Here is a 16,235-nt window from a genome sequence, read left to right on the forward strand (position 1 = left end):
CGCGGCTACTTCCGCGGCTACTTCACGGCAGCGAGGCCCGCGCCGGTGAGCACGCCGCGCATGAAGCGGAACGCCATCACCTGATCGCGCAGGCCCGTCACCGCGCCCTGCGCGAGCACGGTGGCCTGGAGGCGCGCCATCTGGAGCCGCCGCGGTGCACGGGGCGGCGCTGGCGGCTTGGGGGAATTGATGAGCGAGGCGATGTTCATGGGAACGCTCCTGGGTTGGGAGTGCGCAAGCAGTGTCCCTGGCTCGCGCAAAGGCCTCGTTGCACTCGGGTCAATTCACCGTCACATCGGCGGAGCCCCTGGAGGCGGACAGGGGGACAGCGTGGAGTGGTGGACAGGTCGCTCGGCCGGCGGGGCACTGGCCGTGTTGAGCGGGGCCGCCTCGGAAATTTTCCGTCACCGGCCGGGTTGGGGACGCTCTGCTAGGGTGGCGTCGACCCTGCTGCCACGGAAGGAATGACGTGTCCTCCCCGACCCCGCCGCGCACCCTGTATCCGCCCATCGAGCCCTACCGCACTGGTCGCCTGCCCGTCACCGACGGGCACGAGCTGTACTTCGAGGAGTGCGGCAACCCGCAGGGCAAGCCCGCCATCTTCGTCCACGGCGGCCCTGGCGGCGGCACGGACCCCAAGCAGCGCCGGTTCTTCGACCCTCGCGTCTACCGCATCATCCTGTTCGACCAGCGCGGGTGCGGCCGGAGCACGCCGTTCGCGAGCCTGGAGCACAACACCACCTGGGACCTGGTGGCGGACATGGAGCGCCTGCGCGAGCACCTGGGCATCCAGCGCTGGCAGCTCTTCGGCGGCTCGTGGGGCAGCACGCTGTCGCTCGCGTATGCGCAGAAGCATCCGGAGCGCGTCACGGAGCTGGTGCTGCGCGGCATCTTCCTCTTGCGCAAGCAGGAGATTGACTGGTTCTACCAGCGCGGCGCGGACGCGATGTACCCGGACGCGTGGGAGCACTTCCTGCACCCCATTCCGCCCGAGGAGCGCGGCGACCTGCTCTCCGCCTATCACCGGCGGCTGATGAGCACGGACATGCGGGTGCGGCAGGAGGCCGCGCGGGCGTGGAGCGTGTGGGAAGGCCGCACCAGCTGCCTGTACCCCAACGCGGAGCTGGTCGCGCGCAACGCGGGGGACGACTTCTCGCTCGCGTTCGCGCGCATCGAGTGCCACTACTTCGTCAACAAGGGCTTCCTGCGCAGCGACACGCAGTTGCTCGACGACGTGCACCGCATCCGGCACATCCCCGCCGTCATCGTGCAGGGCCGATACGACGTCGTGTGCCCGCCCGAGAGTGCGTGGGCGCTGCACCGCGCGTGGCCCGAGGCAGAGCTCGTCATCGTCCCGGACGCGGGCCACTCGGCGAACGAGCCGGGCAACACGTCCGCGCTCGTCGAGGCGACGGACCGGTTCCGCACCGGGAACTGAGCGGAGTCCCTCGTCCTCATGCGCAAGCCCCAATCTCGGCGCCACGGCTCGTTCCTCACGTGGGCATTGCTCGTCAGCTTGGGAGTCCACGGGCTCGCGGCGCTCTGGCTGTCGCGAGCCAAGGCTCCCGCGCCCGTGCTTCCGCAGCGGACGCCCCTCCAGGTGAGCATCATCGAGCGCAAGCGGCCGGCGCCCGTCACGCCAGCCACGCCTCCCCCCGCGCCGCCGAGAGCGCCCGCCATCGTGCGGCGGCCCGTCACGCCCAAGGCACCCGAGCCGGTGGCGACCGCGCCCGCTCCTGCGCCGGCGAAGGCGGAGCAACCCACCGAGGGGACGGACACCCCGCGAGCCGGGTCGGATCGGCCCGTGCTCGCGACAGACATGCCCACGGCGGCGCCGGGCTCGGACGTGCCGCGCGCGAGGACCGACGGACAGCGTGGGCCAGTTTCGCTGATCCCCTCCGCGTCGGCGCTGGCCCAGACCGCGGGGAACGACCTGCCGCCGGAAGAGGAGACGGAAGACGCCCCGGGAATCCAGGCGCCCCGGCGCGTGTCGCCCGAGCAACTGGTGCGCGAGACGGCGCAGGACGCGCTCGCGCTCAGTCGAGCGACGCGAGGCGCGGTGCACCCGTACTTCCAGAAGTTGGGGCAGGCGCTGTTCGACGCATGGAAGCCCGAACCGGTGGTGGCCAAGCTGGGCAGTGAGACGCTGCGCAGCCGAGGCTACGGCACGAAGGACTTCCTGAACTCGTGGCAGCAGCGCGCGGAGGCGTATGGGAAGTCGGGCTCGCCGCTGGCGGGCGTGACGCCGGGCTTCATGCCGCGCACGTTGGGCGGCGAGGACCTGACGTCGAACTTCTCCACGCAGGTGGCGCTGGAGTCGCAGGCGGGCGCGGACGTGCGGAGCAAGCGGCGGATGCTCATGCGGCTGACGCAGGACCGTTCTGGACACTTGCTGGAGCTGCGGATGCTCAAGCCCTCCGCGCTGCCAGAGATTGACCGAGGCGCGCTCGCGAACATCCGCGCGGCGGGAGGAACGCTGCCCGAGCCGCCGCAGGAAGCGCTCGGCTCGCGCACGCAGCTCGTCAGCCTGTGGGAGCTGGAGTTGGTGCGAGGCTGGGACACGCACCACCGCGACGTCTCCTTCGACTTCGCCGGAGCCATCGCGGAGTCCGACTACTTCAAGCACCTCAAGCTCACGGGCGCGCAGTAGCACCGCGCCGTTGAAGATGCCCGCCCACGCAAGGAATCGCGGGCGGGCAGACACTGAGCCGTGAGGGTTACTCGCGCTGAACCGTCGTTCCTGAGATGGGCTTCACCTCGTCGCGAAGCACCGCGACCGCCAACTTGCGCGCGACTTCAGACGAAGGCTCCCCGTCAAAGAACGCGTACGTCAAGTGCCGGGAGTTCCCCTCGTAAAAGTCGAAGTGGAAAATCCGCTCGGCACTCGCCGAAGGATTGGCGGCCTTCGCGGGCTGGGTGAACTCATACGAGCCGAGGCTCATCCTTGAGTCCGGTGCAGCGCCGTCAGCCCCGAATTTCGTCACGTAGAAGGTGTAACGAACGGCCCTGGCGTCCTCGAACTTGAAGTTCTCCGCGACCATCACCTTCGCCTCGCCGACCTGGAATTGCTCGCGAACGAAGAAGGCGCTCTCCACCTTCCCGTCGGCATGACGCTTCATCAGCCGAGCCCTCGCCGCATCGCGCGCCACAGGCTGGTCCAGCGCTGCGTGCTCTTGCACCAGCTTCGCGAGGGCCCGCCAATCATCGGGCATGAGTTGGGACGCCGCCTGGAAGTGCCTCAGCGCGTTCGGATGGTCTCCCTTGTTCTGATACGCCTGCCCGATGTTGTCCTGCATCGTTTCTTTCTTCGGATGCTCGGCCTCCTTCCCCATGGACAGCAGCGACAGGCCCACTTCACCGGAGAGTTCGGCTCGAGCGCCAGCAGCGAACCCAACCCAGCAGTTCCTCTCGAAGCGCGGCGAGGTCGCGCTGCATCGCTGCGGCATGGTACCCAATCGAGCAACATCCAGGCGCTCCTCCAAAACCTGGGCGGCAGGAATCGGAGCCGAAGCCTGGGGCGTTGAAACGACGGGCGCAGAAATCACATGCGCGGTCGTCCTGCATGCCGTCATCAAGAGCAACGAGGCGAGAGTCACGAGGATTCGAAACATGTCCGCAGGTTCACAGGCGGGGTGCCAAGCAAATCCTCATGGTTCCATCCTCTCTCCTTCACGCGCGGTCCCATCACCTTGAGTCCACAAAAGCCAGACACCTGTGCACGGGAGCACCGCCAGGACCCACGGGGAGTCCTGGCGGCATGACACGCGTTACATCGGTTCAGGGCAGACCACCGCCGGGCACTCGCCACCCGGCGGGCAATAGCAGGGGTCCGGAATCACGTTGATGGTCCGAACCGGCGTGTACTCCCCGAACCAGGTGACGAACTCCTGCACCATGCGCCACTGGAACGGATAGGTCCCCGGCGTCATGGGCGCGATGGCGTTGATGGTGAAGATCTTCTGCTGCCCCGTCGCGATGGCATCCGACGGCGCCAGCAACACCCGCGTACTCGGGACCCACGTGGAGTTGTCCTGCGGGGACTGCGCCCCCAGCTTGAAGTTGTCCGCCGCCGTCCACGTCTGCGTGCCCGTGTTCCGCATCGTCACCGACGCCGTGAACGCCCGCCCCGCGTACACCGTGACGGGCGTCATCATCGCGCCGAACTGAGCATCCCGGACCAACGCCCCGCACGTGAAGGACGCGTCCCGGTTCGCCATGACTCCGTCCCGGTCCGTCACGGTCATCCGCACTGTGGCTGCGGAATTCGGCGTGCACGTGCCCGTCGCCGTGCTCCCCGAGGTGGCCGTCACCGTCGCGTTGGCCACCCCCGCGAAGCCATACACATAATTGCCCATGCCGCCCGCCACGGTCCCCGAGCACGAGAACGTGCCCTGCGAGGAACTGCACGCGAAGCTGGGGATGGCCAGCGGCGGCGCCACGGCGCGCAGCGCGTTGAGCAGGCCCGTGCCACAGTCCGTCGTGCAGCCAGGAATCGGGGTGGCCGTCGCCTTCAGCCGCGCCGTCACCTGCGCCGGAGTCCACGCCGGGTTCTGGGACAGCAGCAGCGCCGCCACGCCCGCGACGTGAGGCGCGGCCATCGACGTGCCACTGAGGTAGCGATAACAGTAGTCGGATGGCAACAACGTGGTGCCATTCTTCACGATGGCCCAGCTCGACACGACGCCGTCCGTCCCCGAGTACTCCGTTCCATCGTTCAGGCAATTGATGCCATTGCCATAGAAGCCCGGGCCGCCACCCGGCGCGGTAATGTCCACCCGCGCGCCCCGGTTGCTCCACGACGCGCGCACGTTCGCCCGAGTGCTCGCCGCCACCGCGATGACGCCCGTGCACGAAGCCGGCGTCACCTTGCTGGTGTCGAAGTTGTCATTGCCCGCGGCGGCCACCAGCACCGTGTTGTGCGCCACCGCGAAGTTCACCGCGGCCTGCATGTCCGGGTACGCGGAACAGGGCGCGTTCTGCGTCCCCGTGCCGAAGCTCATGTTGATGACCCGCGCGCCATTCTGGGAGGCCCAGATGATGGCCTCGTCCACGTTGCTCATCACCGGGTGGTCATCGATGGAGACCTTCACCGGCATGAGCGGACAGCCCTGGCAGATGCCGGCCCCACCCACGCTGTTGTTCGTGTTGGCGCCGACAATCCCTGCCACGTGCATGCCGTGATGCCACGTGCCGTCATCCGTCGGGTCGGAGTCCGCGGGCGTGACGCCAAAGTCCCGTCCAGTCGTCCAGCGCCCCACCAGGTCCGGATGGTTCAGCCGCCCCGTGTCGAGCAGCGCCACCGTCACGTTGCCCGTCACGTAGTCCCAAGCCTGCGGCAAATCGATGGCCGGGTAGCTCCACTGAAGCGGATACAGCGGATCATTCGGCGTGGAGGAATAGTCCAGGTACAGGTCCTCGTGGGCGTACTCGACATCCGCGCGCTTGCGCAGCGACTCGATGGCCGACAGCGTGCGGGCCTCTTCCTCCGCGATGCTCGTCGCCTCGGGCAAGGAGCCATCCGAGGCCAGCGACCACAGCTCCGCGCCCGTGCTCAACGGCCGCAGCGACTGCGCCACGAAGCCACTCAACGCCACGGACGACACGCGCTTGCCCGAGTTCGCATCCGCGATGAACTTCACGATGATGCGCCCCGGGACGAACCTGCGAACCTCCTTCGTCTCCAGGGCCTTCGATTGGTGAGCCATCGGCGTCGCGGGCTCCGGGACGGAGCCACCGCACCCCACGACGGACACCAAGGACAACCACGGCAGGATGAATCGAAAGACTGAACCACGAGACGCCATCGTGAACCCCCAATGAGAAACTGCATGGGTATCCACGATTGGACTGCGAATCAATTTCATCCTGTCACGTGAACCGGGGCAAAGACGACTCACTTGTCAGGAGCCAATCCCAGCTCCTTCACCAGACGCTGCGCGCCGTACACCTTGGCAAGTCCCTCGGCGAGAATCTCACTGTCCACGGCGACCGTGCGATTCACCGCCGCATCGAAGCCGTAGTCTCCGCCCAGCGACTGGATGTTCCCGTCGAACACGAGCCCGACAATCTGAAGGTCCTGATTGATGACAGGCGAGCCGGAGTTTCCGCCGATGATGTCGTTGGTCGTCACGTAGTTCATCGGCGTCTTCGGATCGAGCGCGGGACGGGCCTTCACCCAGCTCTGTGGCAACTTGAAGGGTGGCTGCCCCGTGGCGCGCGCGTACAGACCCGCGACGTCGGTGAACGGAGCCACCTGCTTGCCATCCTCCGTATAGCCCTGCACGGAGCCATAGGAGAGGCGTGGGGTGAAGGTCGCATCGGGATAGATGCGCGTGCCATACACGGCGAAACGCGCCTGCCCGATGAGTTCGCTGTTGCGCTTGAGAACGGACTCCACCTCGTTCTCATACGTCCGTCGCACCTCACGCGCGGGACCATCCAACTCCCGGGCCAGCACAATCATCGGGTCCTTCGACGCGGCAACGGCCGCCGCGCCCCCTTCGTAGAGCTGCTTGCGCACCGCGGGGCTGCCCAGCCGCGTGCCCTTCACCAGACGCGCCGCCATCTCCTCTGGAGACTCATTGCCCAGCACCTTCCGCACCACCGGCGAGTCCGGGGAGAGTTCCTCCCGCAGCTTCGACAAATAGAACGCGAGCGTGAGCTCCTCCACCTGGGGATGAACGGGCGCGGTGCTCATCAACTCTTGCTCCAGCGCGGGCCGCTTGGACTCGGTGTACTCGCGGAGCCGCTGTTCGTTCGGCTTCTTCTGCTCCTCCGTCGCCCGCACCAACGCGCGCGCGTGAGCGAAGAGGTCCGAGCCGGAACCCGCGCCCTGCTCCAGCATCCGCAGCGGCTTGCGCAGGGGCTTGAGCTTCTCCTGCGCCTCGGCGATGGCGTCCCACGCACCGCCGTACTGCTGTTTCCACTGCGGGTTCGCGTTGACCTTGTCGCGAAGCTCGCGCTCGCGCTCGGCGAGCTGCGCCCAGAAGCGCTCGTCCACCAGGGCCGCGCGACGGCCGCGCAGCGCCTTGTAGGAGTTCTCCACGCCGAACAAGAGCCCCTCGGAGGTCCGCGCGAACTCCGGCCCGCGCCGAGCAAACTGGGTGAGCTGGCCGCGCAGCTCCGCCAACCAGAAGAGCCGCTCCGGCAGCGCGAAGTCTCGCTGATAGGCCAGCTCCGCGAGCGTATCCAACCGCGATGTGCTGCCGGGATTGCCCGACACGAACGTGAGCTGCCCCTCCTTCACCCCGTGAGGACTCCAGCGGAAATACGGCTCGGTGCGCGCGGGCTTCCCATCCTCGTAGACGCGTACGAAGGACGTATCGAAGTCATAGCGAGGGAACTCGAAGTTGTCCGGGTCTCCGCCGAAGAAGGCAATGGCCTCCTCGGGCGCGAAGACGAGCCGCACGTCCTGCATGCGCTGGTACTTGTACAAGTCGTAGCGACCGCCCTGATACAGCGTCACCACCTCGCAGCGGAGCGCCGCGCTTTGGGCGCACTCACCCTCCAGCTTCGCGAAGACAGCGCGCTGCGCCTGCTCGAACTTCTCTCCCTCCAGGCCGCGCGTGGCCTGCTGCACGCCCTGCGTGACGTCGCGAATCTCCAGCAGCCGATTCACCTCCATGGTGGGACAGCGCCGCTCGTCGGCCAGCGTGCGCGCGACAAAGCCATCCCGCGTGTAGTCGCGCTTCGCGGTGGAGAGCTGCTCGATGCATTCGCGGGCGCAGTGGTGGTTGGTCATCACCAGCCCCTGCGGAGACACGAAACTTCCCGAGCACCCACCCGCCAGGCGCGCCGAAGCCAGGCGCACCTGCTCCAGCCACTCGGGAGTGGCCTGGAAGCCGTACTTCTTCTGCACGGCCTCGGTGGGGAAGTTGTTGAACGTCCACATGCCCTCGTCGGCTCGCGCGGTGGCGGCGACCAGGGGAATCAAGACGAGCAGCAGCGGTCGTCTCATGGCGGGTTCCCTCCTGACGGTTCGGCGCGGCACTGGAACCGCTCCGACCTCGCGGGTCATGCCCGCTGGAAGGCGTGTGTCGTCCGGAAAGCATGGCCCCCGCCCCTTCGCCCACCGGACGACACACCACCGCCGCTCGGGCCTATCGCAGCCAGACGCGCTTCACCGCGAAGGGCATGTCCGGCGGCGTCGCGTCCACGCCGAAGAAGTGGTCGAACTGGGATTGGACGACGAAGGCGTCCCCGTCATGCAGCGCCACCGTGGTGGGATTGTCGAACCCCGTGGCCAGCACCGTCACCGCCGCCGAGTCGCCCGACAGGTTCAACTTCAGGAAGCGACCGTTGTCGTTGTCGACCACGAGCAGCACGCCCGGAGCCTGAAACACGATGCCATCCGGATATCCGATGGGCGCGTCGGGCGTGATGGCGGTGATGGCCCCCGCGCTGCCATCCGGGCGCACGTCCACTCGGAACAGGTCCCCGCTGTCGTACTTCACCACGTAGACCGCGCCCTCACTCCACGCGATGCCATTGAGCCCTGGCACACCCGGGGGCGCCATGAACCGAGCGGGGTCCGAGGCCCACGGCTCCAACGTCTTCCCATTCGGCTTGAGCCGCCGCACCACGCCCAGGAACGAGTCCGTCACGTAGACCGTGCCCTGCGAGTCCAACGTGAGGTCATTGCACAAGCCTCCCGCCGGAAAGGCCCAGGCACCGCGCGCCGCGCCCGTGCGCGAATCGAAGGCGCGGAGTTGATCCGGCGTCTGCTGCGTGAGGTCCAGGTCGCACAACCACAAGGTGTGGGTGGCGTCGTGAACCTTCATGCCCGCGACCGCGCGTCCAGTCGGAGGAAGGAAGGGCTCCATCCACGGCACACTGGGGCGCTGCCGCATCACGCGACCATCCGCGTAGCTGCCCACGAAGAAGGTGCCGTCGCTCGCGTGCGCGATGCCCTCTGGGAAGAAGTCCGGCACGGGGATGTGCAGTCGCTCTGGAAAGCGGCGCGCGGCACGCGTGGCCGCGCGGGCCCCCTGAGCCTGCGAGAGCAGCGGCGGCTCAGCGCTTCCTGTCCCTGCACCGCTACAGCCCACGAGCACACCCGCCGCGACCAGCGCGGCCATCATCCAGCGTCCGTGCATGTCCTGATTCCTCTCCGGGGTACCGACCGAACACGACTCCGTCACGCGCTTCAGCCCGAAGCGTTCGAGCCCGGGCGTGAGCGAGTCGTGCGTCGCGCGAACGATCGCGCGTTGCGAACCATTGAACGCACCGTGTGGGGACGCATATCGGACACGGATGCGCGGCCGAGCAGGTGGTCGGCTGCGCCACTGGCGCCCAGGACCGCTTACGCGCCAACAGACACATCGGCGTCGTGTTTCGAGCAGGGCCACCCGCGCGACCGCCCACGATATCCGCTGGCCGACGCGCTCAGGACAGCCTCGCGCGAGGCCCAGTCCCATCCACGCCGGTCGTGACAATCCATCCAACCCATGTCGGAGGACGAGGGCTGCCATGGATGGATTTCGAAGCACAACCGCGGTGCTCCTCGCCTGCGCGAACCTGCTGGGCCCAGCAACCACCTGGGCCCAGGCGGCGCCTCCCGACGAGCCCGACGAAGTGCTCTCCGACGAACACCTGGAGGCGCTGCTCGAAAGCCCCGTCACGCCACTGACGGGTGAGCCGCAGGAGGCCGCGACCTTCGGCCCGGAGCACCTGGCACCCTACCTCGCGGAGGGGGGCCTCGGTCGCGCGCGCGCGGAGTTCGAGCGAGGCCACTACGAGCGCGCGCGAAAGCTGCTGGAGCAGAGCGAGCCCACGCAGCCCGTTCGCTTCTTCATGGCGCAGAGCGCACTCCAGTCAGGCGACGCCGCCACCGCCGCGCGAGAGTTCACCGCCTTGGCCGAGGACTACGTCCCGCTCCGAGACCACTGTTGGATGCGCGCCGCCCAGGCGTTCGAACGGCTGCGCAAGCCCACGGAGGCCATCGCGCGTTACCGCTCCGTCGAGGCCCGCTCGCCGCTCTACCCCGAGGCGCGCTTTCGCCTCGCGAAGCTGCTCCAGCGGCAGCGCGACATCCCGGGCGCCCTGCAAGCCTTGCAGGAGTTCATCGACAGCCGAGAGGCGCTCGGGCCGGATCCGCTCCGGCTCAAGGCCTTGCTGACCTTGTGTGACCTCGCGCGCGCGCAGGGCCTCTACAACGTGGAGCACCGCGCGCTGCTGGAGGTCTGGGCCACCAGTCCCCTCTCACGCGAGGGCGACCGCGCGAGGCAACGGCTGCGCGGCCTGCCCTTGCCACTCAAGTGGCGGGTGCGCCGCGCCGAGGCGCTCGTGGAGCTGCATCACAATCAAGACGCGATGGACCTGCTGGCCCACGCGGGTCCGCTGGCGCCGCTTCCGGACGAGTTGGCGTGTCGCGTGCGCCTGTTGCAAGGCCGAGCCCTGCGCAAGGAGCGCCAGCATCGCCGCGCCATTCAAGTGCTGACGCCCGTGGTCGAGCACTGCCTGGCGCCAGAGCAACGTCCGCAGGCGCTCTACCTCCTGGCGTATTCGCAGTCGGTGGTGGAGCCCGAGGCGGCCATCGCCACCTATGCCACGCTCGCGCATGACTACCCGGCGCATGGCTACGCGGATGACGCCCTCTTCTTCGAGGGGTGGTTGCTCCAGCGCACGGGCCAGGAGGATGACGCGCTGACGCGGTACGAAGACGTGGCACGCCGCTATCCCACGGGCAACTTCGCCGCCGAGGCCCTGTTCCGCGCCTTCTGGCTGCACGTGCGCCAGGGCGACACACCGGCCGCGATTGCCTCACTCGCCTCCGTGGAGAAGCTCCCGGTGGCGGCGCGCACCGACGAGTCATTATGGCGGGCTCGGTATTGGCAGGCGCGAATGTTGGAGTCAGGGGACGCCACGAACGCGGCGCTGACTCGGTATGAGCACATCGCCGCCGAGCGGCCCGCCACGTGGTACGGGATGTTGGCGCGCGCGCGGCTCGCGCTGTCATCGCCCGAGCAGATGTCGCGCCCCTTGTCCCCGCCCGTGGCAACGCCTGACGCCGGCAGACTCACGGGGGAGCTGTGGCCGCTGCCGCCGGGTCCGCTCCAACACGACCCGCGCTTCCTGGCGGGGGTCGAGCTGCTCCGCCTGGGGCAGCCCGGCGCGGTGGACGAGTTGCTCGCGGTCGATACGCGCGCCCTGTCCGAAGAGTCCGCGCGGCTGCTGTATCAAACGCTCCGGCGCACGGGCCGAGGCTGGGCCGCGCGACAAGTGGCGCGTGTGTCTTTGCGCCAGGAGGTCGAGGGACCACTGACCCCCACCTCCCGTCCCGTCTGGGAGGCGACCTGGCCGCTCGCATTCCGCCCGCTCATCGAGCGCTACGCCCGTCGCTCGCGCGTCGATCCGGATCTGCTCCAGGGGCTCATCCGAGAAGAGAGCCGGTTCAACTTCCGGGCGCGCTCATCCACGGGGGCGCTCGGGCTGGCGCAGCTGATGCCAGACACGGCCCAGGCGGTCGCGCGTGCGCTGGGCATTCCATCGGTGGACGAGGCCGCGCTGCTCCAGCCGGCGCAGAACATCCGCCTGGGTGCGGCCTACCTGGGTCAGCTCCTCGTGCGCTTCGATGGCAATCCCGCCTACGCAGTCGCGGCCTACAACGCGGGGCCCGCGGCGGTGGACCGATGGAGGCGAGACCTGCCGCGCGCCGAGCTCGACGAGTGGGTGGAGCACATCTCGTTCGAGGAGACGCGCGAGTACGTCAAGCACGTGCTGGGCAGCACGCACGCCTACAAGCTGCTCTACGCGCCTCGGACCTCGCCCAATACCTGGCTGACGCGCGCGCCGCTGTAGCGCGCCAGGTTTGGAGTCCGCGGGGACACCCGGGCGCTGAGTGATTCACGCCCCATGGCAAGACACATGTTTCGCGGCCTAGCGTCTGAGTCCGCAGTGCCGTCTGTCCATGCCGTCGGTTCCACCCCTCAGGGAAAGATGAGTCACGCCATGAAGAAGCTCGGGCAGCTGCTGTTCGCGATGACGTTGGGCGCGGTCGTTTCATTTGGTGGCACCCAGGCCCTCAATCGACCGGCCGAGCCGCTCTCCTACTGCGAAGTGAACTGCGTGAATCAGTGCATCGAGGACGGGTTCTCCTACGGCCGGTGCGACGTCAACGTCTGCGTCTGTTTCTACAGCTACTGACGTCGTCGTTCTCGCGGGCCGGTCCGAGACTCGACCGCACCAGGGCTCGAGGCTCGGACCGTCCTGCTCCGCGGACAGCACCGCCTGTTTCGCCAGCCATTCCGCCCGAAAGACATGCGCTGGCATCAGCAGGGGGCAAGCGACGTCAGGCGCACACGTCGCGGGTGACACGCGTGCGGAAGGACATGACGCGGCGCCACAGCGTGCCTTCGCTCGGCGGACCGTGGCCCCGGCGCGGAGGAGAAGGCCGCGCGTTCTCGCACATCGGCGCGGGGTCACAGGGATCGACCCCAACCTCCAGGGGATGCCCTGGCTGGCCCGGGAGACATCGGGAGAGGCACGCAGAGACGATTGGAGGAATCGGCCGGGTTCCGAAGTAACATCTGTCGGGTTGACAACACTCGCTCCGACACCTCGGGACAACAGCGGCAGGAAATGGCAGCTCGCGCTCGGCGTCATCGCCCTGGGCGCATGGGTCCTGCGTGCCCTGCCCTTCCTGCATCGGCACGGCGCGCTGGGCTACTTCACGAGCTACGACGAAGGCGTCTACTTCAGCGCCTCCGCCCTTCTCTGGCAGGGCAAGCTCCCCTACCGCGACTTCACCTTCGTGCATCCGCCCGGCGCACTGCTGCTCTGGTCCCTCGCGTCAGCGTGGACATCGCTTGTGGGCCCCGCGTCCGCGTTCGCGCTCGCGCGGTGGATGGCCACGGGGGTCGGGGCGCTCAACACGTTCCTCGCAGGTCGCCTGTCACTCAAGACCTGGGGCCCTGTGGCCGCCGTCGTGACGGCGACCACCTACGCGGTCCAGCCGGAAGCCATCACTTTGGAGCGAGGCCCGTTCATCGACCCGCTCCTGAACCTCTGCTGCCTGGGCTTCGCCACCGTCTGGCTCATGCGGCGCGGCGATGGAGCACCGCGGGCATGGCGCGCGGGAGTCCTCGCGGGCCTCGCCGTCTGCGTGAAGGCGCTGGGAGGCATCTGGGGAGTCGCCGCGCTGCTGTCCCGGCCTGCGGCGATGGGCTGGCGCCGTGCGATGAACCTCGTCCTCGCGGGCGCCCTCACCGCCGTGACCGTGGTGGGCCCGTTGGCAGCGCGCGCACCCGGCGCGTTCTGGCAGCAGGCGGTCCAGTTCCAACTCCGCCGCCCCGAGGACGGCTTCCTCGACCGCTGGACGCGACTGCAAGACATGCTGCCCGAGCGGCGTGCGCTCGTCGTCGCGCTGGTGCTGCTCGGCCTGGTCGTGGCACTGACGCGGGCTGTCTTGCGCCGAGGCGAGGAGCGTCCCGTGGAGCGGTTCGTGGCCACGGCCTACGTGCTCACGGTCATCAGCTACCTGTTCGCGCACAGCTACTACACCACCTACAACGCGTTCCTCACGCCAACCTTGGCGCTGCTCGCGGGCCTGGGTGGCGCGACGCTGGTGGGCTGGGGACAGCGCCTGGGCCGAATGGGAGGCCCTGCGGTCGCGGCGGCGGTGGTGCTCGCGGCGCTCCAACCCGCGCGGGAGCTGGCGCGAGGCCTCCCATCGGGTCCCACGATGGAGCTTCAGCTCGCCCGGCACGTCTACGCACAGGCCACCGAAGACACCACGGTGTGTGCCTTTGAGCCCTCGTGGGGACTCGTGGCCAACCGACTTCCGCCCCACGTTCAGGACGCGCCCCGAGCCGTGGATCCATATGCGCTGATGCTCGGCGAGGCCATCGCCGCGGGGACGCGCTACGCCACCATCCAGGAGGCCTTCCAGGCCGAGGGCTCCCAGCTCGGCATGCGCGCGCTGCTGTCACGGTGTGACATCGCCATCCTGGGCGCGCGGGGGCAACGTCAGCTCAATCCCGCGAGCCAGCACTGGCTCGCGGAGCACTTCACGGAGCGCCCGCTGGAGCAGGTCCCCGGAGCCGGAGTCTGGGAGCGCCGCGACGAATCCCTCCGCGCCGAACGCCCCTGCCCCCGCTCACCGACGGCGTCCCATCCCGGCTGCTGAGCCCTCCGGCGCCGCGGCTCACGGGATGATGCGCCGGCGGCGCAAGTCGTCGAACAGTCCGAGGAACATCGCCTCGGTCTCCACGTACTCGTGGAACCCGAAGCGGCGCGCCTTCGAGCCGTCCGCGAACATGTCGTAGTCCCAGGAGAAGACAAAGTCACCGAAGCGCCAGGACGACACGTCGCGGTAGGGCGTGGGCTCGAGCCCGTGTTTGCGCTGCATCGCGGCCCACACGGGCTCCTTGTCCGCCATCACGACGTCCAGCGACATGGGCAGGGGCGGCGCGACCTCCAGCTCGAAGTAGCGCGCGAGCCGAGGCCACATCTCACTCCAGCGGAAGAGGTCTCCGTTGTTGATGTTGAACGCCTGATTGGCGCACTGCTCGCGGGTGGCCGCCCACACCGTGGCCTTGGCGAGCAACCCCGCGTCTGTCATCTCCAGCAGCTTGTCATACGCGCCCGGCTTGCCCGGGAAACGCAACGGAATCCCCAATTCCTTCGACATGGACGCGTAGACCGCGATGACCATGGCGAGGTTCATCGGATTGCCCAGCGCGAAGCCCCCCACCACCGAGGGACGAATCGCAGACCACGTCCACGCCTTGCCGTGCTGCCGCGACTCCAGGAACGCCTGTTGGTCCACGTTGAACTCAGGCGGCATGTGCGGCGCGTCCGTCTCGCGAGCGGGCGTCTTGAACGGCCCGAGGTGCGCGCCATAGACCTTGTAGCCCTGCATCAAGCTGATGTGCCGCAGACCGGGGGCAATCGGCTCGAGGGCGTTCACGACGTTGACCAGCATGGCCAGGTTGGGCGGAACCAGCTCCGCCCACGTGGGCCGGTCTTGATAGGCCGCGTAGAAGATGTGCGTGACGTGCGTGAGGCCCGCGAGCTGCTGGCGGCAGTCTTCGGCGCTGAGCAGATCCACCGCGACGTGGCGAATTCGCCCCTGCGCGTCGCCACCTCGGCGAGACAGGCCCACGACGTCCCAGTCCGGCAATGTGGAGAGATATTGAACGAGGTTTCGACCGATGACGCCTTGCGCGCCAACGACGAGCGCGACCTTGTGATGGGAATTCATGGGTGTCCTTGCAAAGTGTCGCGACAGCAGGAGAGGACTCGCTCAGGCGAGGGTGTCGACCACGCCGCCATCGACGCGCAGCGCGGCGCCCGTGGTCGCGGAGGCCAGCGGCGAGCAGACGTAGACCACGAGGTTGGCCACCTCCTCCGGCGTGGCCATGCGCTGGAGCAGCGAAGAGGAGCGGTGCTCACGCACGAAGGCCGTGCCCGCCTCCTCGATGGACTGGCCCGCCTTCGCGGCGGAGTCCTTCAGCATCGCCTCCACGCCCTCGGACAGCGTGGGGCCCGGCAGCACCGCGTTCACCGTCACGCCCGTGCCCGCGACCCGCTTGGCCAAACCGCGCGAGACCGCGAGGTTCGCCGTCTTGGTGACGCCGTAGTGGATCATCTCCACCGGGATGTTCAGCGCCGACTCGGACGAGATGAACACGACGCGTCCCCAGCCCTTGGACACCATGCTCGGGAGGTACTCACGCGACAGGCGGACGCCCGACAGCACGTTCACGTCGAAGAAGCGCGACCACTCCTCGTCTGGGATCTCGAAGAAGTCATGCGGCCCGAAGATGCCCATGTTGTTGATGAGGATGTCGGCCGTGGGCTCGGCCTTGCGCAGCACCGCGGTGCCCGCCGCGGTGCTCAGGTCAGCGGCCACGCCGCGCACGGTGGCGCCTGGCACGGCCTTCTTCAGCGCGGCCACGGCCTTGTCCACGGAGTCTTGCTTGCGACCATTCACCACCACGACCGAGCCGCACTCGGCGAGCCGCTTCGCGATGGCGAAGCCAATTCCAACCGTGGAGCCGGAGACGATGGCGGTCTTCTTCGACAGGTCAATCTTCATGACAGGGCACTCACTCGAAGGAAGGTGCCCGGGACGCTCGGCCCCGGGCACGACGTGAACGCGGAGCCCGGCACTCACGCCGCGCCCCACGGCACCGAGCCCACTGGGGAGCCCGGCCGATGACAAGGACGACAGCCATGGGCTGTCCGCCTCAGGAAGCTTGAAGGCCCCCTGCGCGGACACGCGCCACGAGCTG

At 68.4% G+C, this 16,235-nt stretch carries 12 protein-coding genes; 5 read left to right on the forward strand and 7 right to left on the reverse strand.

Features of this window, described 5'->3' with window-relative positions:
• Positions 1-17 precede the first annotated feature (17 nt).
• On the reverse strand, positions 18-209 hold the full coding sequence (locus KRR26_RS11370; protein ID WP_217079801.1) for a hypothetical protein: 192 nt from the start codon (positions 207-209) through the stop codon (positions 18-20).
• Between the two features lie 260 nt (positions 210-469).
• Here KRR26_RS11370 and pip point away from each other — a divergent pair, with 260 nt between their 5' ends.
• Positions 470-1,438 (forward strand): prolyl aminopeptidase, encoded by a 969-nt coding sequence (gene pip, locus KRR26_RS11375; RefSeq protein ID WP_120203088.1) that lies wholly within the window; start codon positions 470-472, stop codon positions 1,436-1,438.
• 18 nt (positions 1,439-1,456) lie between these two features.
• Entirely contained in the window at positions 1,457-2,650 is a 1,194-nt protein-coding gene (locus KRR26_RS11380) for a hypothetical protein (protein WP_120203089.1), read from the forward strand.
• Between the two features lie 67 nt (positions 2,651-2,717).
• On the opposite strand, the gene KRR26_RS11385 is transcribed toward KRR26_RS11380, so the two are convergent.
• From KRR26_RS11385 to KRR26_RS11400, 4 genes are all read right to left on the reverse strand, one after another.
• Positions 2,718-3,611, reverse strand: coding sequence for a hypothetical protein (locus KRR26_RS11385; RefSeq protein ID WP_217079802.1), 894 nt, complete (start codon positions 3,609-3,611; stop codon positions 2,718-2,720).
• Positions 3,612-3,767: 156 nt separating this feature from the next.
• Positions 3,768-5,705 carry a S8 family serine peptidase gene (locus tag KRR26_RS11390; RefSeq protein WP_217079803.1) on the reverse strand — a complete coding sequence of 646 codons (1,938 nt, stop codon included), beginning with the start codon at positions 5,703-5,705 and terminating at the stop codon, positions 3,768-3,770.
• A 188-nt stretch (positions 5,706-5,893) separates the two neighbouring features.
• On the reverse strand, positions 5,894-7,957 hold the full coding sequence (locus tag KRR26_RS11395) for a S46 family peptidase (RefSeq protein ID WP_217079804.1): 2,064 nt from the start codon (positions 7,955-7,957) through the stop codon (positions 5,894-5,896).
• 142 nt (positions 7,958-8,099) lie between these two features.
• The gene (locus KRR26_RS11400) at positions 8,100-9,095 is read right to left on the reverse strand and encodes an SMP-30/gluconolactonase/LRE family protein (protein ID WP_147422887.1); all 996 of its coding nucleotides are present in this window, start codon (positions 9,093-9,095) and stop codon (positions 8,100-8,102) included.
• Positions 9,096-9,468: 373 nt separating this feature from the next.
• Between KRR26_RS11400 and KRR26_RS11405 the strand changes: the two genes are divergently transcribed.
• The 3 genes from KRR26_RS11405 to KRR26_RS11415 all read left to right on the forward strand — a co-directional run bounded on the left by KRR26_RS11405 (position 9,469) and on the right by KRR26_RS11415 (position 14,125).
• Complete coding sequence (locus KRR26_RS11405) at positions 9,469-11,799, forward strand: transglycosylase SLT domain-containing protein (RefSeq protein WP_217079805.1); 2,331 nt, start codon at positions 9,469-9,471, stop codon at positions 11,797-11,799.
• Positions 11,800-11,949: 150 nt separating this feature from the next.
• Positions 11,950-12,144, forward strand: a complete 195-nt coding sequence (locus tag KRR26_RS11410) for a hypothetical protein (RefSeq protein ID WP_120203099.1) — start codon at positions 11,950-11,952, stop codon at positions 12,142-12,144.
• Between the two features lie 391 nt (positions 12,145-12,535).
• Positions 12,536-14,125, forward strand: coding sequence for a DUF2029 domain-containing protein (locus tag KRR26_RS11415; protein ID WP_217079806.1), 1,590 nt, complete (start codon positions 12,536-12,538; stop codon positions 14,123-14,125).
• 18 nt (positions 14,126-14,143) lie between these two features.
• Here the strand turns inward: KRR26_RS11415 and KRR26_RS11420 are convergent, their stop codons facing one another.
• A complete protein-coding gene (locus KRR26_RS11420) occupies positions 14,144-15,202 on the reverse strand; it encodes an SDR family oxidoreductase (protein ID WP_217079807.1) in 1,059 nt (352 codons plus the stop codon).
• A gap of 42 nt (positions 15,203-15,244) precedes the next feature.
• Positions 15,245-16,039 carry an SDR family NAD(P)-dependent oxidoreductase gene (locus tag KRR26_RS11425; protein ID WP_217079808.1) on the reverse strand — a complete coding sequence of 265 codons (795 nt, stop codon included), beginning with the start codon at positions 16,037-16,039 and terminating at the stop codon, positions 15,245-15,247.
• Between the last annotated feature and the right edge of the window lie 196 nt (positions 16,040-16,235).

Origin of the sequence: Citreicoccus inhibens, from assembly GCF_019039035.1 — a bacterium.
Lineage (GTDB): Bacteria > Myxococcota > Myxococcia > Myxococcales > Myxococcaceae > Citreicoccus > Citreicoccus inhibens.

Coding starts and splice junctions, on each gene's coding strand:
- KRR26_RS11370 (WP_217079801.1), bottom strand. CDS start 209: ATGAACATCGCCTCGCTCATCAATTCCCCCAAGCCGCCAGCGCCGCCC.
- KRR26_RS11380 (WP_120203089.1), top strand. CDS start 1,457: ATGCGCAAGCCCCAATCTCGGCGCCACGGCTCGTTCCTCACGTGGGCA.
- KRR26_RS11385 (WP_217079802.1), bottom strand. CDS start 3,611: ATGTTTCGAATCCTCGTGACTCTCGCCTCGTTGCTCTTGATGACGGCA.
- KRR26_RS11390 (WP_217079803.1), bottom strand. CDS start 5,705: ATGGCTCACCAATCGAAGGCCCTGGAGACGAAGGAGGTTCGCAGGTTC.
- KRR26_RS11395 (WP_217079804.1), bottom strand. CDS start 7,957: ATGAGACGACCGCTGCTGCTCGTCTTGATTCCCCTGGTCGCCGCCACC.
- KRR26_RS11400 (WP_147422887.1), bottom strand. CDS start 9,095: ATGCACGGACGCTGGATGATGGCCGCGCTGGTCGCGGCGGGTGTGCTC.
- KRR26_RS11405 (WP_217079805.1), top strand. CDS start 9,469: ATGGATGGATTTCGAAGCACAACCGCGGTGCTCCTCGCCTGCGCGAAC.
- KRR26_RS11410 (WP_120203099.1), top strand. CDS start 11,950: ATGAAGAAGCTCGGGCAGCTGCTGTTCGCGATGACGTTGGGCGCGGTC.
- KRR26_RS11420 (WP_217079807.1), bottom strand. CDS start 15,202: ATGAATTCCCATCACAAGGTCGCGCTCGTCGTTGGCGCGCAAGGCGTC.
- KRR26_RS11425 (WP_217079808.1), bottom strand. CDS start 16,039: ATGAAGATTGACCTGTCGAAGAAGACCGCCATCGTCTCCGGCTCCACG.